19 protein-coding genes are annotated in these 23,999 nt (G+C 56.9%); 9 read left to right on the top strand and 10 right to left on the bottom strand.

Annotated features, from left to right (window positions below):
• Nucleotides 1-61: 61 nt before the first annotated feature.
• From pseI to MMF96_RS06265, 5 genes are all read right to left on the bottom strand, one after another.
• Nucleotides 62-1,117, bottom strand: a complete 1,056-nt coding sequence (pseI, locus tag MMF96_RS06285) for a pseudaminic acid synthase (protein ID WP_256882946.1) — start codon at nt 1,115-1,117, stop codon at nt 62-64.
• A 277-nt stretch (nt 1,118-1,394) separates the two neighbouring features.
• A complete protein-coding gene (locus MMF96_RS06280; RefSeq protein WP_256882945.1) occupies nt 1,395-2,828 on the bottom strand; it encodes a lipopolysaccharide biosynthesis protein in 1,434 nt (477 codons plus the stop codon).
• A gap of 91 nt (nt 2,829-2,919) precedes the next feature.
• Entirely contained in the window at nt 2,920-3,816 is an 897-nt protein-coding gene (locus MMF96_RS06275) for a hypothetical protein (RefSeq protein ID WP_256882944.1), read from the bottom strand.
• A gap of 191 nt (nt 3,817-4,007) precedes the next feature.
• Complete coding sequence (locus MMF96_RS06270) at nt 4,008-5,462, bottom strand: hypothetical protein (protein ID WP_256882943.1); 1,455 nt, start codon at nt 5,460-5,462, stop codon at nt 4,008-4,010.
• Between the two features lie 221 nt (nt 5,463-5,683).
• Nucleotides 5,684-6,814, bottom strand: a complete 1,131-nt coding sequence (locus tag MMF96_RS06265) for a glycosyltransferase (RefSeq protein ID WP_256882942.1) — start codon at nt 6,812-6,814, stop codon at nt 5,684-5,686.
• Nucleotides 6,815-7,450: 636 nt separating this feature from the next.
• On the opposite strand from MMF96_RS06265, the gene MMF96_RS19765 reads away from it, so the two are divergent.
• From MMF96_RS19765 to MMF96_RS06225, 7 genes are all read left to right on the top strand, one after another.
• On the top strand, nt 7,451-8,737 hold the full coding sequence (locus tag MMF96_RS19765) for a glycosyltransferase family 4 protein (RefSeq protein WP_256882940.1): 1,287 nt from the start codon (nt 7,451-7,453) through the stop codon (nt 8,735-8,737).
• 15 nt (nt 8,738-8,752) lie between these two features.
• Nucleotides 8,753-9,781, top strand: coding sequence for a GDP-mannose 4,6-dehydratase (gene gmd, locus MMF96_RS06250; RefSeq protein WP_256882939.1), 1,029 nt, complete (start codon nt 8,753-8,755; stop codon nt 9,779-9,781).
• Nucleotides 9,782-9,783: 2 nt separating this feature from the next.
• A complete protein-coding gene (locus MMF96_RS06245) occupies nt 9,784-10,752 on the top strand; it encodes a GDP-L-fucose synthase (protein WP_306295735.1) in 969 nt (322 codons plus the stop codon).
• Nucleotides 10,753-10,855: 103 nt separating this feature from the next.
• Nucleotides 10,856-12,322: a polysaccharide biosynthesis tyrosine autokinase gene (locus MMF96_RS06240; protein WP_256882938.1), complete on the top strand. Its 1,467-nt coding sequence runs from the start codon at nt 10,856-10,858 to the stop codon at nt 12,320-12,322.
• A 113-nt stretch (nt 12,323-12,435) separates the two neighbouring features.
• The gene (locus tag MMF96_RS06235; protein WP_256882937.1) at nt 12,436-13,821 is read left to right on the top strand and encodes a sugar transferase; all 1,386 of its coding nucleotides are present in this window, start codon (nt 12,436-12,438) and stop codon (nt 13,819-13,821) included.
• A gap of 237 nt (nt 13,822-14,058) precedes the next feature.
• Nucleotides 14,059-15,948, top strand: a complete 1,890-nt coding sequence (locus MMF96_RS06230; RefSeq protein WP_256882936.1) for a DUF4012 domain-containing protein — start codon at nt 14,059-14,061, stop codon at nt 15,946-15,948.
• Between the two features lie 179 nt (nt 15,949-16,127).
• On the top strand, nt 16,128-16,739 hold the full coding sequence (locus tag MMF96_RS06225; RefSeq protein ID WP_256882935.1) for an LPXTG cell wall anchor domain-containing protein: 612 nt from the start codon (nt 16,128-16,130) through the stop codon (nt 16,737-16,739).
• 108 nt (nt 16,740-16,847) lie between these two features.
• Here the strand turns inward: MMF96_RS06225 and sufU are convergent, their stop codons facing one another.
• Both sufU and MMF96_RS06215 read right to left on the bottom strand, forming a co-directional pair.
• Entirely contained in the window at nt 16,848-17,321 is a 474-nt protein-coding gene (gene sufU / locus MMF96_RS06220) for a Fe-S cluster assembly sulfur transfer protein SufU (RefSeq protein ID WP_256882934.1), read from the bottom strand.
• A gap of 2 nt (nt 17,322-17,323) precedes the next feature.
• Nucleotides 17,324-18,631: a SufS family cysteine desulfurase gene (locus MMF96_RS06215; RefSeq protein WP_256882933.1), complete on the bottom strand. Its 1,308-nt coding sequence runs from the start codon at nt 18,629-18,631 to the stop codon at nt 17,324-17,326.
• A 150-nt stretch (nt 18,632-18,781) separates the two neighbouring features.
• Between MMF96_RS06215 and MMF96_RS06210 the strand changes: the two genes are divergently transcribed.
• On the top strand, nt 18,782-19,891 hold the full coding sequence (locus tag MMF96_RS06210; protein WP_256882932.1) for an NAD(P)-dependent oxidoreductase: 1,110 nt from the start codon (nt 18,782-18,784) through the stop codon (nt 19,889-19,891).
• 165 nt (nt 19,892-20,056) lie between these two features.
• Here MMF96_RS06210 and MMF96_RS19590 read toward each other — a convergent pair whose 3' ends face one another.
• The gene (locus MMF96_RS19590; protein ID WP_306295734.1) at nt 20,057-20,554 is read right to left on the bottom strand and encodes a serine O-acetyltransferase; all 498 of its coding nucleotides are present in this window, start codon (nt 20,552-20,554) and stop codon (nt 20,057-20,059) included.
• Entirely contained in the window at nt 20,551-21,978 is a 1,428-nt protein-coding gene (locus tag MMF96_RS06200) for an O-antigen ligase (protein WP_256882931.1), read from the bottom strand. The genes MMF96_RS19590 and MMF96_RS06200 overlap by 4 nt, the downstream gene beginning before the upstream one ends.
• Before the next feature lie 181 nt (nt 21,979-22,159).
• Between MMF96_RS06200 and MMF96_RS06195 the strand changes: the two genes are divergently transcribed.
• Nucleotides 22,160-23,638 (top strand): hypothetical protein, encoded by a 1,479-nt coding sequence (locus MMF96_RS06195; RefSeq protein WP_256882930.1) that lies wholly within the window; start codon nt 22,160-22,162, stop codon nt 23,636-23,638.
• 76 nt (nt 23,639-23,714) lie between these two features.
• On the opposite strand, the gene MMF96_RS06190 is transcribed toward MMF96_RS06195, so the two are convergent.
• Entirely contained in the window at nt 23,715-23,945 is a 231-nt protein-coding gene (locus tag MMF96_RS06190; RefSeq protein ID WP_256882929.1) for a hypothetical protein, read from the bottom strand.
• Nucleotides 23,946-23,999: the final 54 nt, after the last annotated feature.

Genomic DNA, 23,999 nt, shown 5'->3' with positions numbered 1-23,999 from the left:
GTGGACTGCCAGAGAATTAAGCAACCCTGACAGTCCACCATTCAGCGGATGAAACGAAGTGCTAAATGACGTCCCAAGTCAGCGGAGTGCCCGGTTCACAGTCAGCAGTGAAGGGCCTGCCCACTACGGTACGGAACATGTCCGGCTCCAAGCCACCCGCCGGACGGATGGAACGAACGTTCGCTTCCGTGACAAGATCGCCCTTTCTGGCAGGTTCAACAACGTACAGAGACCTGCGTAGACGAAGACTTTCGGATTCGCCCGCCGTTACTTTCAGGCTAGGCGACCCGAGTGACTGCCATGCAACTTCGCTTTCCGTGACGAGGGCCTTCAACTCGTGTGGTTCCAATGAGAAATCGGCGTCGACACCGCCATCGGCACGGCTCAGCGTAACGTGTTTTTCAACAACGGTCGCGCCTAATGCCACAGCCGCAATGGCGGCCCCGATTCCCATGGTGTGGTCGGACAGCCCCACTTGTATATCGAAAGCGCTTGCCAGCACAGGGAGGGTGCGAAGATTGGATTCCGTTGGCGACGCCGGATAGGACGAAGTGCACGCAAGGAGCACGATCTGGTCGTTCCCTTCCGCACGGATAGTACGGATTGCCCTGTCCATGTCAGTCATGCTGGCAGCGCCGTTGGACAAGATGACGGGCTTGCCCGTTTGTGCGATCCGGCGAAGCAAGGGAAGGTCTCCAATTTCCAGCGAAGCTACCTTGTACAAGGGCGCATCCAATGACTCGAGCAGATCAATTGCTGTGGAGTCAAAGGGACTGGAGAAAGGAACAAGACCCATGGATCGGGCCCTTGAGAAGATCGCCTCGTGCCACTCCCAAGGAGTATGGGCCTCTTCATAAAGTTGGTACAGATTCTTCCCGCCCCACAGCGGGTGACCTGCCGAGATCATAAACGCCGGCCGCTTCGAATCTATGGTGATGGTATCTGCAGTGTAGGTCTGCAATTTGACAGCCTGAGCCCCACTTTCCGCGACCATATCGACAATATCAAGAGCCCGCTGCAAATCGCCATTGTGGTTTCCCGATACCTCAGCAATGATGAAGGGGCGAGCGGACTGTCCAATCGTGAAGTTTTCAATTTTATAGTCTGCAATCCTCATATCCACAACTTTCTCTCTTATAAAATTGACAATAGTTATAATCCATTTCAAGACTATAGGCAATCATTAAAAACAAACAGAACGCCAACACTATAATCCTAACCCCGAGTTGTTAAGCAAAAAAACCAGAGATTATACGATTGAAATCGATGACGAACACACCGACCAACTAGTCTGAGCGGCAGAAGACAAATAGGTAGACGGTATCGCGAAGCCAACAAAACCAGACCAAATAATTCAATAAATATCTAAATTAAAGATCATAAAACACTCAACATTATATCAAGGCACGATCACGCCTACGGACAATCCTGCCTACACCAAGTAATGAAAAAACGACTAACAACGCTCCAGAAACGGGATACAACGAAGAATTGAGACCCGCGGTAAATATAAGAACGAGCCACAATAAGATAGCAGAAAACCACCAGTAACCAGATATAGGTTCGACCTGACTTCCTCGCCTTGCATGACACCACACCAAAATAGACTGAAGACTCTGGACAACTATAATTGCTATACACGGTCCAAGATAACCCAATGGCTGTATCAGAACTACGCTCAACAGGGACTGAGCTAACGCACATGGCAGCGTAATCTTGGCCAAGTCACGCGTCTTTCCGGTCAGATACAGAGCGTTCATTCCTCCCAAATAAAGAATCTGAGTCATTCCAAGGGACGCCATGCAAACTATAATTATTGTTGGCCATCTGGGATCCACCTGGCTCCCCATCATGAACCGAAATACGACCTGAACAACTATCATTAACCCACCAACGAGACCTAAGACCGCAAATGCCAAGACTCCAATTTCAATACGTTGTCCACGCCAACGTTCTTCTACTTTACTCTTGAATATCCTGACTGCCCAAGAATTATTGAACGCAGACAGCACCATCCCTGTCGCCTGTCCAAGCAGAAATATGGCCTGATAAATCGCAACATCCTTTCCGCCATGCGACGAAGCCAGAACTGATCTATCGACCAACAATACGGCTGCACCAGCGAGAGAATGAAGAAGTATAGGGAAACCCAATGCAATCGAATCCCTATAAGAGTTAAAAAGGCTATTTTCGGCCTTGGGCAGAGGCCTATGTGGAAAAATCGACGACTGGACCGCCCAACAAGCGCCAAGCACCAAAGCACCGCCCCAGCCAAGCAGATAACCCTTAATTCCAAACCCGAATAGAACTAAACCAAGCCCGACCAAAGGACTAATAAATTGCCACACCACTATATTCAATAAGTAAGACCATGGTCTACCATCTGCCCTGACAGATTGTTGGCAAACTAACAGCGTACAAATAGAGATTCCCGACAACGCGCCAACGATAATAGCCCATTGACTCGACATAGAAGTATTAAGTCCACTAAAACCCAAACAGACCGCAACCAGAATACTGGTTGGGATAGCTGCGAAAGGGATGGTCCTAACAATGCGCATGGCCTCACTGACGTGCACGTCCCCAGCAAGCCTTCTCCGAAGAACAGAATCGGCTACTCCCATTGTTGCCAGCAATCCGGTAAATCCGGACACAGTTGACGCGAGGATCACCATCCCCAGGCTGTCCAATCCAAGGCTGACCCGCTGCATCGGGAGCAATATCAATGGAGAAATAGATTGGAGAGCAGCAGTCAGAAGATATACCGGGGCGTCACCAAAAACTCGCCGCTTAATAATCTCTCCTCTCTTGATGCGAAAAAACATCATTTTTAGGTGCTAATATAATTATCATTTATAAAACGGATCGAACCCAATTAAAAGTACCAATAAGAGTAAAACGTCACTCAATAAATAACTACTACTTCGAAAATTTCAGCCAGTCAGACGCAATGGGGAAAACGTCAACCAGTGTTGCAGGATCAAGATTTTCAATAGGAAGATGCTTGAACAATCTCAAATCAGCGAAAAGACGCGCCACGTCTTCAAAGAATGCAGCCATACCATCGACATTGAAATGAGGCAAGGGCTCGACAGGAAAATCTTCCGCTTCATAAAAATGGTTCCGCCCCATTCCAGGTTTCTGTTGTGGAGTAAGTGCAACGGAACGAAACTGGGTGTTATCGATACCCGCCATCAGAATACGTGAGTAACCTAAATAACCTACAATCGATATTGCATGATAAGCAGTCATACTCAGAAAGCCTCTTGGACGGGTCGGGGCAACTGAGGTCGAGAAACCCTCCAAACCAAGGCTATTGAAATAATTGAGATTATCGATAACGTAACCTGCAGGAACGCTATATCTATCAGGAATAAAGACAGATATTTCAGGATGTTTTTCAAGGTAATCCCAGACTTCCTTCCAAGAAAAGTCCACGTCAGACCTATCCCGACCAAAAAAATGTGGATCTGCTAATACGTATATATCCGGTGATATAACCCGCGCGTAGTCACTGCGAAAGAAATTATTTACACAGACAACTGATAACGACCCCTCGCTCTGTTTGGCGGCAACGACATCTGGTGAGAGCCGGCTCACCGACGGACCCAGACCCAAAACTAGGACCGTTTGGCCGGAATATGCGCCTCGTTGGCCCCGCAAACGTCGCAACCGGGTCATACGCCGGACAGGATGACTTGACGCTTGAACAATAAACTTCAATAAAATACGGATCTTGGCACCACAAACACGTCCAATACTCAGGCCCCAATAACGATGGTCGGAAGGCAGTATGTTGTCTATTAGATCTCGCATAAAACCCCTTCTCTAAATCCAGACATGTTAGCTAAAAAGTAACGCATAAACACCGAATAGTACTAACATCGTCAGAGCCAGGATTATTCGGCATCTCCTACTTTAAACAACGACTATTAACAGGAGAAAATCGCATTCATGTCTCGTATGTTCCCAATGTGGCGAAATTTCTCTATAACTACTAAAGCGGGTCAATTGGTTAGCTTTCCAGCTACGTTTAAGGGCCTGCTTCGCCCCCGAACGAATAATATACAAAGAATCATAACTACAAAGGAACCCGTAGCCTGCAACAATGAACCACGCAAGACTATTAGCAGGTAAAACGGGAGAATCGCCAATGGTATCAGAATAAAACCACCATCTTTCAATGCGCGAGCACCAGCTACGTCTAATCCTGCAACTAGTACACCCAATAAAACGAAGGTTGCGACGAGTCCAACTAGGCCAAAATTAATAAGAGCTTCCGACCACAACGGTGCAGAAAGATTTGTAAATCCATAACCACGATATTCCGCCAAGAGAACGCCTGTATCTTGAGCTTTATCAGGCCAAAATATTCTCGGGACCCAAAAGAATATTACTCCAACGAATTGATCACCCCACGTAATACCCTTGTCATGGATATATGCCAAGGTGTTGGATATCTGACCAATAGCGTCATAATCGCCATTTCCGGCATATTCTCCAAAAAAACTATTCCGAAATACACCCAGAGTTTTATTATATCGAAACATGTCCGCCAATGGGAAAACTAAAAGCAGACCTAAAATTATTCCAAGCATGGACAATGACGTCCGGATCCTATTGGCATACGCCCCGAGAGAGAGAAGGAACCCGCCCCAAACTGAACCAAAAACGTACCGCGCCGTACTTATTGGATTGGTAATACTCATTACGCCAATCGCTGCGAGGACAGCCTTCCTACGGTTGGATTTCGTGTATTTGGACGAAACATTTTGGTTGTGTTTGGCCTGGATTAGCGCCTGACTGGCTACCAATAATGGGAAAATTGCAGCAGCCTTGAATGTAGCCATGGTAGAAATATTAGGCCAAACTTGTGCCAATATTATATTTAGACTCTCCCTAGACTGAAAGAGATTGCCAAATCCAATTTTTGAAATATAGTAGATGGCAAATCCCGCACCAACTAAGAGCAAGATATTTGCTCTTGTTACGTTAATCTCGAAGACGAAGGAACCATTTAAATGCCGTGTCTTTCTAGGACGATATATCTTTATGCCGACGTAGAATGAGGCAAGGCCAACGGCCACCATGACTGCTGACGGAAAATCGAGGTTTGGATCTAAACCCGGAGTAGTTCCCGCAATATTTCCACTACGAAATTGAACAGTCGCTGCAAGACCAAAGAAGACGTAAGCGAATAGCCAAACAATAAATTCGAAAAGACGTGGTCGACCGCTTCCTATCAGAAAGCTCAACCTGAGACCGGAACAGACCATGATTATCATCGTGAGAGTCCACGCGTGACTACGAAACGTGTTGGTTATTTCAGCAATTAGCATCAAGGGGAAAACACCGCTCAGGACAACCGCCGTTACGAGGCCCAGAAAGGGACACAAAAGCGGTGACTTGTCGTTCAACAACGGCTTTCGAATCAAAGTTTTGTTTTTCTCGGATACTTCCATTACCGCTAGGCTTCCTTGATTATAATTTATGGCATAAATAGACCATTATTGGTTGCCCATAAATTGAAACCAACAATCATCGCTGAGATGAATCTTCAATATGAAGGCAATATTAGACAACTGTAGAGTTCAACAATAGATTTGTAAAAAAGCGACGATACTCAGCAGTTCGGTACCAAGTCATCGTGTTCAAAGAAAGTCAGGACGCTCCAACAAGTACGTTACTCAGACAAATCGTAAATCTGCTTGAGCTGTTCCACGACGTTCTCGATGCCGAAGACGTCCCTAACTGCCTCAGATCCTCTGTTTATCATATTTTTTCGAAATTTTTCATCTGACAACGCCATCATGACTCCGGATGCAAGGCTGGCAGGGCTTCCATCCGTAATGATCGCGGCTTCAAAGGAATCAAGAATCGGAGCCAAGCCAGAATCATGTGTGGTCACAACTAGTGTACGTGCGACCAGAGCTTCCAAGACCGTCATTGGAAATATCTCACCGTAACTCGGCAGTACAAAAACACCTGCGCTAGCTAAGGTGGCTATAGACTCACCTGGTTTGATGGAACCTTGATAATCGAGAACTTCGGCCAAATTATAGTCTCTAATATATGCCAGGAGCGGATCTAGGTCACCTTCGTCGGGGCCGATGACACTAGCATGAAATATGATCTCGTGGTCCAAAAGGATTTTGCACATTTCCGCGAAGGCCATGACCCGCTTTCTAGGGTGGAGCCTCGCCAAAAAAATAATCTTGCTTTTGTTCCGAGTGACGTCGGAAAGATTTATATTCCTAACGCCATTGGAAATCTGATCAATATGAGCGCGATCTTTCGATATTTTACGGATATCCATCGACTCCGCACGCGTCAAGGTGAGCACCCTCACAGCATTTCTTAATATATGGCTCGTTACCAAAAAATCGAGTGCTTTTATGTTGGTCCTTCGCCGAACTTGGACCATGCCGTGTGTTTGTACTAAGTAGGACCGTCTAAATACCATCGCTATCAAAGCGGATCCAAGGGACATCAGGTCCCTGCCCATGTGAATATGCAGGAATTTTGTTCTTCTATTAGAAGATATCAAGTGCCACCACAGAGCGGGACTCACCAGTCCCGTAAAACCTGGCCACAAACGCTTGGCTCGAAACAAGCGCACAGTGACTCCAGGAATTGTTAACTTCTGTTTGCCGTCCCATCCGGCGACTAAGTCTACCTTTTGGCCTTGACGCGCTAGTTCGGTAACTTGAGCGATTGCAACAGCGAGCGGTCCGCCGAAAGAACCGTCCGTAGAAACATAGGTGACGACGTGTTTTATAGGCTGCTGTTCGATGCGTTTAGTGGATTTAGGCAAACCTTTCCCCAATCTTCGTCGCATAATTCCCTTGTGCAATTGAATTAGCCGGTATGACACCTGCGACCACTGACATGGGTGTTATTAACGCCGATCGCCCTATATGACTTCCACCGAGAATCATACATCTGGAAGTAATCCATGCCCCCGAATCTATTTCCAGTGATTTCGTAAGTAGTGCCATATCCGCACGATGCGCATGGCTCCCGGTAGTAATCATTGATTCTTGTGAAATAACCACGTCGTGCCCAATAACCACTTGGGCTTGGTTATGGATCCAAACGCCCTCACCTATCCAACAGCGATCACCCACACTCAGATTCCAAGGGAATTTGACTCGAGTGCGTGGCCTGAAAACAACACCCTGTCCAATTTTTGCCCCGAAAAGTCGGAGGGCTTTAACACGCAAGTTGGAACTGATTTGCCATGGATTAGTTACGAAAATAAGCTCAATAATCGCCCACAAATAGACAACTATTCTTGGTCTGCCCCATGCGGCTCCTTCCCCTGGAGCTTTAGAAAGATCAATTACCGGCACTTGTTTTTTGGTAGGCTGCCGGTCGCCACTCTTTTCGGGCATGCTCTCCCCCGGAGTGTGATGACTACGTCGATGTTGTTTCGTCTATTCTTACATGTGTGGCCTCCTCAAAACTTCGCATCACGATTCTCGGACTCAACTACCTCCCTGAACCCACCGGCATCGCCCCCTATACAACACGTCTGGCGGAGTTGCTGGCCGCCGACGGGCATGACGTGAGTGTCCTGACCGGTTACCCGCACTACCCTGAGTGGAAGCTAGCTGATGGGTTTGGTGGCTGGTCCAGGCGAGAGACGATCAACGGTGTTCAAGTGCACCGATTGCGACATTTCATTCCTCGTCGGGTCAGCAACTTACAACGCATGCACTTAGAGCTGAGCTTTGGTTTTCGCCTACTTTTCGCCAAGTGGGACTCCCCAGATGCTGTGTTGATCGTTAGTCCTGCACTGTTTGCTGCGGCCATTGCGATAGTCCGCGCCAGATTCGGATGGCGGAAGCCACCGACCGGTATCTGGGTCCAGGACATCTACAGCCGCGGCCTCGAAGAAACTGGTGGGGCAGGAGCCCTTTCGGGGAAACTCATGAAAATTGTCGAGGCTTTCGTCCTGAGATCTGCTACGAAGGTGACAGTCATCCACGACAGGTTCGGCGATTATCTTGAGTCTGCGCTTGGCGTTCCACGAGGTGCAATCAGCACGATTCGTAACTGGACACATCTGCCGCAAATTGTCTCTATTGATCGCAACGTTTCACGCCGCCGCTTCGGTTGGGCTGACGACGAAGTCATAGTCCTCCACGCAGGCAACATCGGAGTTAAGCAAGGACTCGGCAACGTGGTTGAAGCTGCTCGCCTAGCCGATTTGCGTGAATCTAGCGTTCGCTTTGTTCTTCTCGGTGATGGTAACCAGAAAGCCACCGTCATGCAGCAAGCCGAGGGCATTAAGCACATTCAGTTTATCGATCCGCTCCCTGATGCTTGGTTCCAAGAAGCCCTGCAATCGGCAGATATCCTCCTTGTCAACGAGTTGAGCGGCCTCCGCGAGATGGCTGTCCCAAGCAAACTTACGTCCTACTTCGCTTCGGGCCTACCGGTAATCGCAGCTACGGAGCCGGACAGCACCACCGCCGGCGAAATCACCGCTTCGGGCGCCGGCATCCGTGTTGACCCGTCGGCTCCCGAGGATCTCCTTCGAGCTGCAGAACGACTGTCAGACGACCCCCCGCAGTGTGCAAGCCTTGGGGCCGCGGGCCGTGATTACGCCAAGAATAAGCTGTCCGAACATGCAGCTATAGTTGAGTACAGTGCTTGGTTGACCAAGCTCGCGGCCGCTAAGCGCGCAACAACTGCTCGCACCGGCCGCCAAAGTCACTCACACAACGTCTAAGCAGGGGGAATTGCGTTGCCAAAGCGCGCTCTAATCACGGGGATCACAGGCCAGGACGGCTCCTATCTGGCGGAGCTTTTACTCAAAAAGGGATATGAGGTCCACGGACTCATCCGACGAGCCTCCACTTTCAACACGGCACGTATTGACCATCTCTACGTCGATGCCCACGACCCCGCGGCCATGCTCTTCCTGCATTATGGAGACCTGAGCGACGGTGCTCGGCTGGTGACGTTGCTGGCACAGATTAACCCGGACGAGGTCTACAACCTGGCGGCACAATCCCACGTGCGCGTTTCCTTTGACGAACCAGAGCACACCGCCGACACCACTGGTGTGGGAACAGTCCGTCTACTGGAAGCTGTGCGACTGTCTGGAATCCAAACACGCTTCTACCAGGCTTCCACCTCGGAAATGTTTGGCGCCACGCCCCCGCCCCAGGGCGAAGACACGCCGTTCTACCCACGGTCCCCTTATGGCGCCGCCAAGGTTTATAGCTACTGGATCACCAAAAACTATCGCGAAGCCTACGGCATGTTTGCCGTGAATGGCATCCTCTTCAACCATGAATCGCCTCGCCGTGGCGAGACGTTCGTTACTAGGAAAATTACTAGGGCGGTCGCTGCCATCAAGGCAGGCAAACAGGATGAGCTATACATGGGCAACCTGGATGCGATTCGCGACTGGGGGTACGCCGCAGAGTACGTTGAAGGCATGTGGCGCATGCTTCAGGTGGATGAGCCGGAGGACTTTGTTCTGGCAACGGGCACCGGCTATACCGTGAAGGACTTCCTGGCTGAAGCCTTCACGCATGCCGGGCTGAACTGGGAACAGCACGTCAAATTCGACGAACGGTACCTGCGCCCCACCGAAGTAGATGCACTCATCGGGGATCCGTCTAAAGCCAACGCGAAATTGGGTTGGAAAACAACCGTTGAAACGCCCGAACTTGCACGCATCATGGTCGACGCAGACATCCAAACACTGGAACATGCCGGCAAACACTGGGTAGACGACGTGGACCTGCCAAGCTGGAAGGCTTAGAAATGGACCTCGACTACACACCAGATTCGCTGGACAGGGAGTCAACATTCTATGTCGCTGGCCATCGAGGGCTCGTTGGCTCTGCGATCTGGCGCAAGCTCAAAGCCGAGGGCTTCTCAAACGTCGTGGGCCGAAAGTCCGATGAGCTGGACCTTAAGGACCGCGATGCCACCTTCGCCTTCTTTGCTGAAACCAAACCGCGGTACGTCGCTTTGGCTGCCGCAAAAGTCGGCGGCATCCTAGCCAACAACAGCTACCCCGTTGATTTCCTCAGCGACAACTTGCGCATCCAGGTCAACGTTATGGATGCGGCCAGGGAGCACGGCGTGGAGCGACTCCTGTTCCTGGGATCGTCCTGCATCTATCCCCGGCTTGCCGAGCAGCCGATCGGCGAAGATTCTCTCCTGACGGGCCACCTTGAACCCACCAATGATGCCTACGCCATTGCAAAAATCGCTGGCATAATGCAGGTCCAGGCAGTCCGCCGGCAATACGGCCTGCCTTGGATCTCCGCAATGCCAACCAATCTCTACGGACCCGGAGACAACTTCTCCCCTGCCGGTTCTCACGTCCTGCCAGCGTTAATTCGCCGTTACGACGAGGCCGTCAAGAACGGGGCAAGTTCAGTAACCAACTGGGGCACCGGTGACCCACGCCGCGAGTTCCTGCACGTCGACGACATGGCTGCGGCGTGTCTGCACCTCATGGAAAATTACGATGGTCCTGAGCAAGTCAATGTGGGAACCGGGACCGACGTCACCATCAAGGAGCTTGCCGGAATCATAGCGGACGCAGTTGGCTATAGGGGCGAGATGGAATGGGATATTTCCAAGCCAGATGGCACGCCCCAGAAACTGCTGGATGTCTCCAAGCTGTCCGATGCCGGATGGCGGTCGTCCATTTCGCTGGAAGAGGGCATTGGCAACACCGTGGGCTGGTATCGCAACAACATCAGTCACATCCGCGAATAGACTGGCAATAACATTTGAAGACCAATATCCAAAGGCCGTTCCCGTACTTGTGAACATGCAACGGATTTGGGCAGATTTATCCTTGACCTAGGGGAAGCCACTTTTGGAATTACAGGACTACATACGCATTCTGCGTCGCAACTGGATCCTCATCGTCGCGCTGAGCTTGATTGGGCTTCTGGCTGGCGGCGCATTTTCGGTGCTCAGCAAACCAATCTATACCGCGGAGACACAACTCTTCGTGGCGACGCAAAACTCGGGCTCTGTGCAGGATTTGCAGACAGGCAACTCGTTCATCCAGGCTCGAGTGTCGTCTTACGTGGTGACTGCCACCACTCCCACGGTGCTTCAGCCTGTCATCGACACTTTGGGCCTCGATCTTTCGCCACAGCAGCTTGCCAATAAGATCAAGGCCACCTCTGACCTTAAGACCGTCCTCATCACCATTTCCGTCAACGACGGTTCACCGGTGCAGGCCGCCGCAATCGCTCATGCAGTTGCCAGCAGCCTCATCACAGCTGTGGACAAATTGGAAAAACCGGCGGACGGCGGACCGTCACCGGTCAAATTGTCCGTGGTCACCCCAGCAACGGCACCCGCAGCGCCATCGTCGCCCAACCTGAAGATCAACCTTGCATTGGGCTTGATCGTAGGTTTGGCCCTCGGCATTGGGGCTGCCTTGCTGCGTACAACGTTGGACACGAGGGTCCGAAGTGAACGGGACTTGCAGCAAATCACTCAGGCACCCGTTCTGGGCGGAATCGCCTTTGACACAGAAGCCAGCAAGAGCCCGCTGGTCACTGAAGGTTCAACACACAGCCAGCGGGCTGAATCATTCCGGCAGCTCCGCACCAACTTGCAGTTCGCCCATGTCAGCCACAAGAGCAAAACAGTCCTGGTTACCTCCTCGCTGCCGGGCGAAGGCAAAAGCACCACCGCCACCAATCTTGCCATCGCGATGGCCGAATCCGGGCAAACGGTCGCACTGGTTGATGCAGACTTGCGCCGACCCATGGTCGCCACTTACTTGGGCTTGGAAAGCCGGGCAGGGCTCACCACTGCGCTCATCGGCCAGGCTGACGTAAAGGACCTCATGCAGCCTTGGGGCCGCAATGAACTCCACGTGCTGACATCCGGACGTATCCCACCCAATCCCAGCGAACTTCTTGGCTCGGCGGAAATGAAACAGCTCATTTTGAGGCTCGAACAAGCATTTGACGCAGTGGTAATCGACGCGCCCCCACTTCTCCCGGTTACCGACGCCGCCGTCCTGGCACAGCAGGTGGGAGGCGTCGTTTTAGTGATTGGCTGCCACGCCACAAAGCAACCGCAAGTTGAGAAGGCAATCGCAACCCTCGAGCTGGTTGACGCCGATCTTCTTGGCGTAGTTCTCAACCGGCTGCCGGTCAAGGGCCCCGATGCATACGCCTATAGCTACTACGGATATGCCCCCAAGGTTGAGCAATCCCCGCAACCGGCCAGAAGGTCTGCCGCGGCCCCTGTCCACATTGATAGGGTAGCGGACGCCTTTGATGACATTTTGCAGGGTCGGACTACTCGGCGCGGATAGAGCGAAACCTGACTATCTGTCGAGACATCACTGGCAGAAAGCACGGCAACTTTTTTACTAGCGGGGGGCAACATTTGAAAGGCCATGACTGGCGGCAAAACTATGTACGCCGGATGAAGATCGTCGACGCTGTGGTCGTGATTTGGGCCGTGGTTGGAGCACACCTAATCCGGTTCGGCCTGGATGGCGACAATCAGGTAGCCGGCGCCCCGTACATTCTCATTACTGTATTGCTTCCCATCATCTGGTGGCTGATGTTGGATGCCTGGGGCAGCCGCCAGCCGCGCATCATGGGCTCCGGACCGGAAGAATATAAACGGGTTTTCGCGGGCAGCCTGTGGCTTTTCGGCGCCCTGGCCATAGTGTCCTACGCCTTCCAGATGGATTTGGCCCGTGGATATGTGGGTATCGCTTTCCCGGTGGGAGTCGTTGGCCTGATCGCCGGCCGTTGGGTGCTGCGCCAACACCTTGCCATGGCCCGCGCGAAAGGTGGAAGCACTTACAGCCTTCTGCTGGTAGGAGGTCCCCATGCTGTAGGCCATCTGGTGGCAGCACTCCGCAGCTTCCCGCAGTCCGGCTACACCCCAGTTGGCGCTTATCTTCAGGGCAGGGCAGACCATGTACTGAATGAGGCACCCGACCTTCCCCTATTCGAAGGCGCCGCCAACGCAACTCATATTCTCCATGCGGTCCGCGAGTCTGGCGCGGACGCTGTGGCCCTTACAGCCGGCGTCCACCTTCCGCCCACGATCATTCGGCAATTGGGTTGGGAACTGGCCGCTGCCAATATCGGACTCATCGTTGCCCCCGCCCTGACCGACATTGCCGGTCCGCGAATCCACACCCAGCAGGTCGCCGGGCTACCCCTCATCCACGTAACGACGCCGAAGCTTGAAGGCGGCAAGAAGGTGGCCAAGCGCTTTTTCGACATTGTGTTCTCTGGGCTACTCCTGCTGTGCCTTTCACCCCTGTTTCTGTTTATTGCGCTCGTGGTCAAGTTGGACAGCGAGGGTCCCATCTTTTTCACACAGGAACGCATCGGAATTCGAGGGAAGCCGTTCACCATGTTGAAGTTCCGATCCATGGGTGTCAATGCCGAAAAGCGTCTCGCAGAACTCCAAGCCCAGAATGAAGGCCATGGGCTGTTGTTCAAAATGAAGGCCGACCCCCGTGTCACTCGTGTTGGGGCGATAATCCGACGCTACAGCCTGGACGAGCTGCCGCAGCTTATTAACGCCCTTTTGGGTTCGATGAGCCTGGTTGGCCCGCGGCCTCCACTGACGGCGGAGGTTGATGCCTATGAAGACCACGTCCGGCGCCGCCTCCTCGTCAAGCCTGGCCTGACTGGTCTGTGGCAAGTGAGCGGCAGATCCAACCTTTCCTGGCAGGACTCAGTCCGACTGGATCTCTACTACGTGGAAAATTGGTCGATGACGGCCGACTTTGTCATTCTTTTCAAAACCCTCAGGGCCGTACTCAAGCGCGATGGCGCTTACTAACCCCTCCGAATCAGCTAGTACTGAAGAAGGCAAGGCAATGCATATATTTGTAATTGACTGTGGATACCTCAGGGCACTTCATAAAGTGACCACATCCATAGCTTCTGGCGCGAGTACAAATCATGTAGATCTCCGAAGCGTTCGTGCCTGGCCTACCGGAAAACCAAGTGCAGGCGGGTCCTACCCCGAGATGGGCCGTCCTTAGACATGGCCGCGACGCATGGTGCAAGGAAACCCTTGAAGCATCCCGCTGAGTCCTCAAGTCGCGTTCGGAGGTCCGTCCAGCCATCGGCTGGCCGACGGCGCCGCAAGCGCAATCTCCAGATCGGCGTGGCGCTGCTGGCCCTGGTGGTCATAGCAGGAGGCACAACCGCATGGCTCGGTTTCCGTGCCGGGCAAATCAAGGACAACTTGGCGGCCACCACGCACCTCCTGCCACAGTTGAAGTCGCAGATTCTGGCCAATGATCCGAAGCTCGCCGCCGCTACAGTGGCCTCGTTGGCGGAACGCACCTCCGCCGCGAAAAGGGCCGCGACGGATCCGGTCTGGAAACTCGCCAGCGGACTGCCATGGATAGGCCCCAACCTCGCCGCTGCATCCGAGGCCGCGACCACCGCGGACGACGTGGTGCGCCTGGCCGCCCAGCCGCTGGTGGGCGCCTTCGAATCCCTGGACTGGAAGGCGCTGACCCCCGTAAAGGGTGCGGTGCAGTTGGCACGTCTGCAAAAGGCGGCACCGAACGTTGTTGCGGCAGCAAATTCCGTGGAACTTTCCTACGAACGCTTGGCCGCCATTGATGCCGGTCCGCTGATGCCCCAGGTTGCAGGTCCCTTGGGCACTGCCAAGAAGCAGCTGAACGAGCTTCGGGGCGCGCTTTCCGTGGCTTCGGGAGCCGTCCAATTGGTTCCCGCAATGATGGGCGCAGACGGTCCGCGCAATTATTTGTTGCTCATCCAGAACAATGCTGAGGTGCGTGCCAGCGGCGGGATTCCCGGCGCGCTGGCAGTCATCCACGTTGACAAGGGCAAGATGCAGCTCACCCAACAGGACTCCGCCAGCGCCTTGGGCCTGTTCGATCCGGCTATAAAGGTGGACGCGGCGCAGGAAGCCATCTACTCCAACCGCATGGGCAGCTACATGCAGGACGTGAACATGACGCCGGATTTCCCCACGGCAGCTTCCACGGCCCGCGCCATGTGGGTGCAGCGCCACCCGGGGCAGAAAATCGACGGCGTGGTGTCCATTGACCCGGTGGCTCTTTCATATGTGTTGAAGGCAACCGGGCCCGTCGACATAAAATTGCCGGTGTCCGCCGATGTTGCGCAGGAATCAGGCCTTGGAGCCCTGCCTACTCACTTGACCAGTGAGAACTTGGTGCCAGTTTTGCTTTCCGATGTTTACGCCAAAGTGAAGGAACCGGCGCTCCAGGACGTCTATTTCGCCGCGGTGGCCAAGCAGGTCTTCGAAAAACTTTCCGCCGGAAATACCTCCGGTGAAAAATTGGTTCAGGCCTTGGGAACCGGTGTTGCCGAAAACAGGATTCTCCTGTGGTCAACGCACAGTGACGACCAGACAATTCTGGAAACACAGCGCATTGGCGGCACCATCTCCGGTCCGGCTGTCCCGGCGGCGGCCTTTGGGGTGTATTTCAACGACGGCACGGGCGCCAAGATGGATTACTACGTCAAAAGGACGGTCCAGCTGGTCCAAAAGTGCACGGCTGGCGGCTACGGCGAATACACGGCGAAAATTTCCCTGACCAACACGGCTCCCGGGAGCGCCGCCACGGCCCTGCCCGAATATGTCACCGGTGGCGGCGTTTACGGTATTTCCCCCGGGCACGTAGCCACCAACGTCATTGCCTACGGACCCTCCCAGGCCCGCGCCCAGGCTGTCCGCGTGGACGGCAAGACCACCGGCTTCGGCTCTTTTTCCCAGGACGAACGTCCCGTGGGGGTGGTCCGGGTTGAGCTGGCGCCGGGGCAGACCACCACGGTGGAAATCGACTTCTCCAAGGTGGTCCAGACCAGCGCGGCCCAGCTCGAGGTCACTCCAACGATCCAAAAGACCAGCGACGTCATTTTGCCACTGCACAAGGATGCGGGGTGCACGCCGGCCGTACCCTGACAATTTTTACACCAACGTAAGGGCGGCTTTTGCGCGAGTTTCCGTGAACGTGAACATTAACAATCAATAACAATCCAACGTTGGTTGAGTACGGCCCCCGGATGCTGGTAGTCTTCAAAAGGCTTCTGGTCTCAGCGGGGGCGCGTTGCCAAAACCAAAATTAGAAGTGGGGAACCCTTATGAAGAAAGCACTCGCCAGCCTGGCGCTTGCAGGTATTTTGACTCTTTCCGTCGGAAGTGTTGCCGCACAGGCCGCTCCGAACGACTACCCGGCCGGACCGCCCTCCGGCAGCGTCTCGGTTGCCGTTGTTGCTCCGGGCCAAGCCTTTATTTTCTCCGGCAGTGGCTTTACGCCCGGTGAGGCAATTTTTGTCACCATCACGCTGTCCAACCCGGTAGCCGGCGGGGCCATTGGTTCCATGGGCGGCGGCGTGTCCGCTTCCGTGCCGATCATTATCAAGCCCGTGGCCACGCCTTCATCATTTACTACCACGGCCAGCTCCACGGGCACGTTCTCCGTTCCTGTGGAGCTGGACAAGACCGGCACCTACACGCTGACTGCCACGGGCAAGACGTCCGGCGTGACGGTCACCCAGACGGTCAAGGTTGTGGCCGCTGCCGTCAACCCCAGTGGAAACAACGTTGCGGGCACCCAGCCGGGCGGCCTCGCCAGCACCGGCGTTGACGCCAGCGTCCTGGTCTGGTCGCTCGTCGGCGCCGGCGCGCTGGCCGCGGGTGTGGGCACGGTAGTGGTCTCCCGCCGCCGCAGCCGCGCATCCGCGGACGCATAAGGCACCACCAAGATCCGGGCCCGCCCGGTGACATGGAAGGCCCGGAACCAATGGTTCCGGGCCTTCACGGTTTAAGCAGGTCTGCCGGGCCGTACCAGCCCGGCTGGGCTACGCCGTCTGCCGCAGGGCGTCCTCCGCAGCCACCCAGGCCAGCATGGCGCACTTGACGCGGGCCGGGAACTTGGAGACGCCGGAGAGCGCTGCCGCGTCGCCGAGGACTTCCTCGTCCGCCTGCAGTTTTCCGCGGGAGCGCATCACCTCGCGGAAGCTGTCGATCATTATCTGGACCTCGCCGGCGCCCAGCCCCACCACCAGCTCGCTAAGGATGGAGGCGGACGCCATGGAGATGGAGCAGCCGTCCCCCGCCCAGTGGATGCCGGAGATGGTCCGCGCCCCCGCTTCCCCGGACGTTTCCACCCGCAGGGTGATCTCATCGCCGCACACGGGGTTCAACTGGTGGCACTGGCCCGTGCCAGCCGGCAGGTGCTCCCCCGCCAGCTGGTCGTTCGGCAGGTCCGCGCCGGTGCGGGCCTTGGACTGTTCAAGGATGATCTGCTGGTACAGCGAATCCAATGCACTCATGGTCAGGCTCCCGTGATTCCGAAGTAGGGGCGCACGCCGGCCACGGCGGCCAGGAACGCATCCACTTCCTCCGTGGTGTTGTATAGATAGGCGCTGGCGCGGGTGGAGGCACTCAGCCCCAGCCGTCGGTGCAGCGGCTGGGCGCAATGGTGGCCCACGCGGACGGCGACGCCGGCAGCGTCAAGGAACTGCCCGACGTCGTGCGCGTGCACGCCGTCCACCTCAAAGGCGGCCAGGCCGGCCCGGGCGGTGCCGGCGGAGGGGCCCAGCACGCGGATGCCGGGGATGGCCTCCAGCCCGGCCACCATGCGCTGGCCGAGGGCCGCCTCCCAGGCGTGGATGCGGTCCATGCCGGTCTCGCTGAGGTAGTTCACGGCGGCGGCAAAGGCGGCCGCCTGCGAGATGGCCTGGGTGCCGGCCTCAAAGCGCTGCGGCGAGGGCAGGTAGCCGGCACGGTCCATGGTGACGGTGGTGATCATGGAGCCGCCCGTCAGGAACGGCGGCATGGCATCCAGCAGTTCGGCGCGCCCGTACACGGCACCGATCCCGGTGGGGGCCAGCATCTTGTGGCCGGAGAACACGGCAAAGTCCACGTCCAGGGCCTTCACGTCCAGGCCCAGGTGGGGGGCGGACTGGCAGGCGTCGAGCACCACCAGGGCGCCGACGTCGTGCGCCATGCGGGCCAGCTCCACCACGGGGTTGATGACGCCGGTGACGTTGGAGACGTGGGTGAAGGAGAACACCTTGGTGCGGGAGGTGAATGCGGCGGCCGCGGCCTCCATGTCCAGCTGGCCGTCGTCCATGATGGGGATGAATTTCAGCGTGGCACCGGTGCGCCGGCACAGCTCCTGCCACGGGATGAGGTTGGCGTGGTGTTCCATCTCGGTCACCAGCACCTCGTCCCCGGGCCCGACGGCGAACTGCCGGGCTTCCGCTGCCACCTCGCCGACGCTGGCGTTGCCGAACGAGTACGCGATCAGGTTCAGGCCGGCGGTGGCGTTGGCCGTCCAGACCAGCTCGTTTTCCGCAGCCCCGATGAACGCGGCCACGGTGGCGCGGGCGTCCTCGAAGACGTCCGTGGCCGCAACGGCGAGCGTGTGGGCGCCGCGGTGCACGGCCGAGTTGCGCTGCTCATAGAACTCCTGCTCGGCTTCCAGGACGCTGACCGGCTTTTGCGAGGTGGCGCCCGAATCCAGGTAGACCAGGGTGTTGCCGTTGACCTCTTGGCCAAGGATGGGGAAGTCGTTGCGGATGCGGCGCACTTCCACGTCCGTCAACGGTCCGGTGTGTACGTGGTCAGCGGATGTCAACAGCAAAACGCATGCTCCTTCTAGGCCTTGCCGGGCCGGTGCCGGTCCGACTGCTGGATGGTGGCAAATACGTCACATCCAGCTCGCTTAATTATTGCATTGATTCCGCGGCTACCGGTCAGAGGTGCGGCGCGGCGCTACGCTGGGGGCATGGAACCAATTCCGGTGGCAGGCTTGCGGGTGTGTTGCCTGGTCCGCACTGCCCCGCCGCCGGCGGGAACCACTGGCCACTGGCGGCTGGAGAAAGTGCACGCCCGGCACCTGCCGGAGTTCGGGCCGGAACACCCTGAGTTCTATTTCAACGAGTCCGCAGGCATTTCCTGGCCCATTCCACCGCTGCAGCCCGACATCCCCGTCCAAGGCCGGACCCACCGGGCGGGCTTCGGGGACGGCCGTGCTTCCAGGACCCTCGTGGTGGGCGCCAACGGCCAGCTGGGCCGCGCCCTGCGCGCCAGATACCTTGGCGACCCCGACGTCGACTTCCTGACCCGCACGGAACTGGACCTTGCGGCCCCGGAGCCCTTCCTGGGCGTTGACTTCTCCCGGTACGCCACAGTCATCAATGCCGCCGCCTACACGTCCGTGGATGCCGCCGAGACGCCCGCCGGGCGGGCCGCGGCGTGGGCCGTGAACGCCACGGCCGTGGGCGCCCTTGCGCGCGCCTGCACTGAGCACCGGATGACCCTGGTCCAGCTCTCCAGCGACCACGTCTTCGACGGCACCGTGGAAATCCACGACGAGGACGAGCCGGTCTCCCCGCTGGGCGTGTACGGCCAGTCCCAGGCCGCCGGAGACATCGCCGCAGCCACCACGCCCCGCCATTACATCCTGCGCACCAGCCGGCTCACCGGCGACGGCAGCAACTTCGTCACCTCGATGGCCTCCCTGGCGCGGCGCGGCGTCCGGCCTACGGTGGTCAATGACGAGTACGGCCGCCTGACATTCGCCGAGGACCTCGCCGCCGCCATCGCGCACCTGCTCGGCACCGGCGCCCGCTACGGCGTCTACAACATGTCCAACTCCGGGCCGGTCCAGTCCTGGGCGGAGGTCGCAGCGGACGTGTTTGCGATCCTGGGGCTCCCCCGTGACTCCGTCACAGGCGTCCCTGCAGCGGACTATTACGCAGACCGGCCCGGCTCCGCTCCGCGGCCCGCCCATTCAGCACTCAACCTGGCCAAGCTCAAGGCGTCGGGATTCACGCCGCCGCCGGCCCGCGAACGGTTGGAGGGGTTTTTGGGCGGGAGGAGCGCGTCACCATAGCGGGTCACGGCCCAAATAGCGGGCACACAAAGTCACATTTGAGTCGTGGCCGCCCGGCACCTCGCGAAGGTGCGCGGCGCCGCTCTTCGGCGTGGGCGCCGTCGTCGGCCCCCCGGCTGGGCACCCTCCGTGTGCATCGGCCGGCCGCCCCGATTCATCGTGGCGCTACCGGGGCGCCCGAAGTTTTGCCGGATTTCCCATGGCCGTGAACCCGGCGGGGACGTCCTTGGTGACCACGGCACCAGCACCAATCCGGGCCCCATCACCTACCTGCACTCCCCCCAGAATGATGGCACCGGCCCCGATCTCCACGTTGTCACCGAAGACGGGGCAGGGTCCTGACGTTCCCTTGTTGCCAATGGTGACATTCTGCCGGATGCCCACATTCCTTCCGATCACGCTCTGGTCATTGATGACGATGCCCACCCCGTGGTAAAGCCGCAGGGGCACACCAATTTGAGTACCCCACGGAATCTCCACTCCCAGCAACCACTCCACACAAATGCGGTACAGCACGCCCACGCATTTGGCCGGCATGGTTGGCCGCTTCCCCCGTGGCCCGCGGGCGGCATTGGCCAGACGGTACGCCACGACTACCAGCCGGCCCTTCGTTTGGCTCCGGTTCGCCGCAAAATCGGCACGGATATCATCCATGAGTTTCATGGCAGCACTCCATTTCGGTGTTTCGCAGCACTTCCAACACCATCCCCCAAGGGCGGCCCCTTCAGCGCCACGGCTGCAGCGACAAACATGAGCACCAGTCCGGTGGTCAACATGCCGTAATAAAAGATCTCCACCAAGGAAACGAGCAGAACCGTATTGGCGGCGAGCACCAGGGGGTTGCTGCGGCGGAGGGTTTCAAGGAACAACACAAAGAACGTCAGGGTGAACAGCACCGCTCCTACGAATCCGTGCGAATAGAGGACCATCCAAAATTGCCCCTGTGTACCCACGGACGGCGCACCAATCGTCCCTGAAGGCCTGGGCGCCCCAAAGCCCAACAACGGCGATGAAAGGGTTTGGGTGAACGCTTCAGAATAAAGATTTCCCCGGTCGGCAGTGGAACTGCTCCCAGACAGCCGATTTTGCAGCCGCGAAGCCACAGGAAGCAGTTGCACGATGACCAGCGACACCATGCCGAAGGCGAATACCGTTCCGACGCCCCGCTTGTTCCCAGCCATGGCAAACCTGGCCCCCGCGTACAGCAGGGCGACGCCCAAGCCCAGGAACATGCCCCGATTCAGCGTCAGGACTGCCGGGACAATGGACACGGGGACGGCGGCAAGAACCAGCCAGAACTTCCTCTCGCCCCTGACGTGCCATAAATAGGCAGCCACAAACGGGAGCAGCAACGAGAAGGCGGCACCCCAATTATTGGTGTACAGAAAGGGTGCACTGGGCCGGGGGTCAATCTGAAACCAAGCATCGGGGTTGTACTGGGTCAACCTCCTGACAGCCATCTGGTTTAACAGCTCGTTTTGCAACATTGAAGGCGGCAGAAAATGGGCCAGAGGTGTCTTGATTTCTGCAGTTGGAAAGAATATCCCCAAGTATCCGCCAACGATCACAAACCCCCACAGCAGCACCAAATTTCCCAGGACTTTCCGGCCCGTCAATGCCATGGAATTATAAACGTAAAGAAATATTGCGGTCACCGAGACATAGATAAGAAATCTATACATGAATCCAAGCAGGCGGCCAGAGGAATCAATCTGGATTCCGGAAAAAGAGACCCATATCAAAAACAGCAGCCACAGGCCAAAACCCCGCGGAACGTGGACAGCGCGGAACCGAATCAGATACAGCAACATCACTCCGCCGGCCGCCAACCAGATGAAATCGCTGAGCCCCAGTATCCACCAGAGCGGGAAGGCAATGAACAGCATGGTGAACGGCCAGGCCGGAAGGTGCGCGGCACCTCTCACGTAGCGCGGGGTGTTGGACGCAGGCAGAAAACGGGACCGCCCATAAAGTCCACGTTGCCCCACAAACAACCCGGTTGCCATACCCATCCCCACGTGTAGTCCGCCCATCAAGCACAGTATGGCAACCGGCATCAGCCCTAGCAACCACTTCACGATAATCACGTAGTGGCCGTGGAAAGCCCAAGTGGATGCATAGGTAGTTGCCGGTGGAAATACCTATGTACGGATCCCAATGCCAAATATAGGCTCGGCCAATCAGGCAGTCTCCCTGAAATCCAGGCCAATATTTTTACCGGGGACATTCTAATTTCCACTGCAGGCTGGGCAGCGAATTGAGGAATAAATGGACCAGAAATCATCCGTTGGATTGGACCACTATTGGGTGGTGATCCGGCGGCAATGGAAAACCATCGTGGCGCTGACAACCATTGGCATACTCGCCGCCGTGGGTTATCTCAGTCTCGCGCCGGCCCAAGTGACCGCCACCACCCTGCTCAACGTCAACGTCATCGTTTCCGACCCGTTCAACCCCAGCAAGGCGAGCTCCGCGCTACTCGATGCAACCACGGAAACACAGCTGGCCACGTCGCACGCCATTGCCAAGGCGGCCGCCGCCGCGATGCCCCATGGAGACGGCGTGGATGCCCTGCGGAGCGGCGTGGCTGTGACCACGGATGCGAACGCGACCACCCTGAAAATCACGTACACGTCATCCACACCCCAGCTGGCCCGCTCCGGCGCCGACGCGATTGCCACGGCGTATCTCAACTACCGCCACACCCAGGCCTTGACAAAGCAACGGAAGCTCCAAGGCCAGCTCGAAGGGCAACTGGCGGCCCTGGACAAGCGCCTGGCGTCAGCGACGCCAAGCCAGGCGCCATCACTCCTAACGCAAATTGGCAGCGTCCAGTCACACCTGAACGTCCTGTCCCTCATTGACACGGAAGGAGGGACCATCCTCAACCCGGCGGAGGAGAACGCCGTAAGTTACCAGCCCCGGCCTGCGATTGTGGTGGCCACCGGACTGTTTTCCGGACTTGCACTGGGGCTCGTGATTGCGTTCGTCTTCAATGTCCTGGACCGGCGCGTACGCGACTGGTACGACGTCCGTGGTGCCGGTGCCGGCCCCGTCCTGGCCCGACTGCGCAATGCCGAGGCCACGATTCCGGCCTCCGGTGCGGACCTCGACAACTTCCGCGTCATTCGGGAACGGTTGCTGGCGGACATGGGGCAGTGCATGCGCGTGCTCACGGTGATCGACGAGGCCCCTTCCCTGCCGTCGGACGTCGCCGCCAATCTTGCCGTGGCCTTTGCACAATCGGGCACCCCCGTCGTGCTGGTCCTGATGGGTGCTTCCGGGGAGTCCATGGCCCCGCTGGTCGGCGGCTTGCAGCTGGCAGTCCTCAAGTCCGACTGCAACGGATTGACGCTGCGATCCGAGCGTCTCAAGTCCCTGACCGTGCTGCGTCCGGACGCGCCAAAGGAAGACTTCGGGGCCGATGACTTTGTCACCGAGCTGGTGCGCTCGGAAATCATTGGACAGGCGCCCGGGACACTGGTCCTCTTGGCACTGCCACCCCATGCACCGCACGCAAGCCGCCTGGCCGCCGCCCGCCTCTCGGACGCGGTTCTGCTGGTTGCCGAATGCCACAGGACCAAAATCGACGAGCTGGCCCGGGATGCCTCGGAAATGGCCGAACTCCAGTCCACGGTTGTCGGCACGGTCCTGGTTCCCACCGGCCGGAACGCCGTCGAATCCCGTGGACAAAAGAAGGCCGGCCGCCTTCATCATGAAAAGGAATCCGTCGGTGCTCGCTACTAGCTGGCCGGCCCCTGTCCAGTCCCCCGCCGTCCAGTCCCCCGCTGTCCAGTCCCCCGCTGTCCAGTCCCCCGCCCGGCTAGCAATTCGGATTGTCCGGGAAGGACAGCTTGCTGACCAGCCAGGTCCCGGCACTGGTGCGCGTCAGGGTGAGCAGGTTCAGGGACCGGTCGGCGGAGCCTCCGGCCCGGACCACCGTGCCTTCCTCCGTGAGCACCCTGACCTGGGAGGAATCCACGCAGACGCCAAGCAGCATGGTATCCGGGGCCGTGACTTCGTCATGGGCAACAACGTGGGTGGAAACTATCACCGGTTTTCCTTCCTGGCGCCAGCCGTTTGTTTCAAACTCCGAGGCACTGGCAAA

It is taken from the genome of Arthrobacter sp. STN4 (assembly GCF_024539665.1).
GTDB lineage: Bacteria > Actinomycetota > Actinomycetes > Actinomycetales > Micrococcaceae > Specibacter.
Note: the sequence above shows the minus strand (reverse complement) of the source record. Positions and strands in the feature narration are given on the sequence as shown.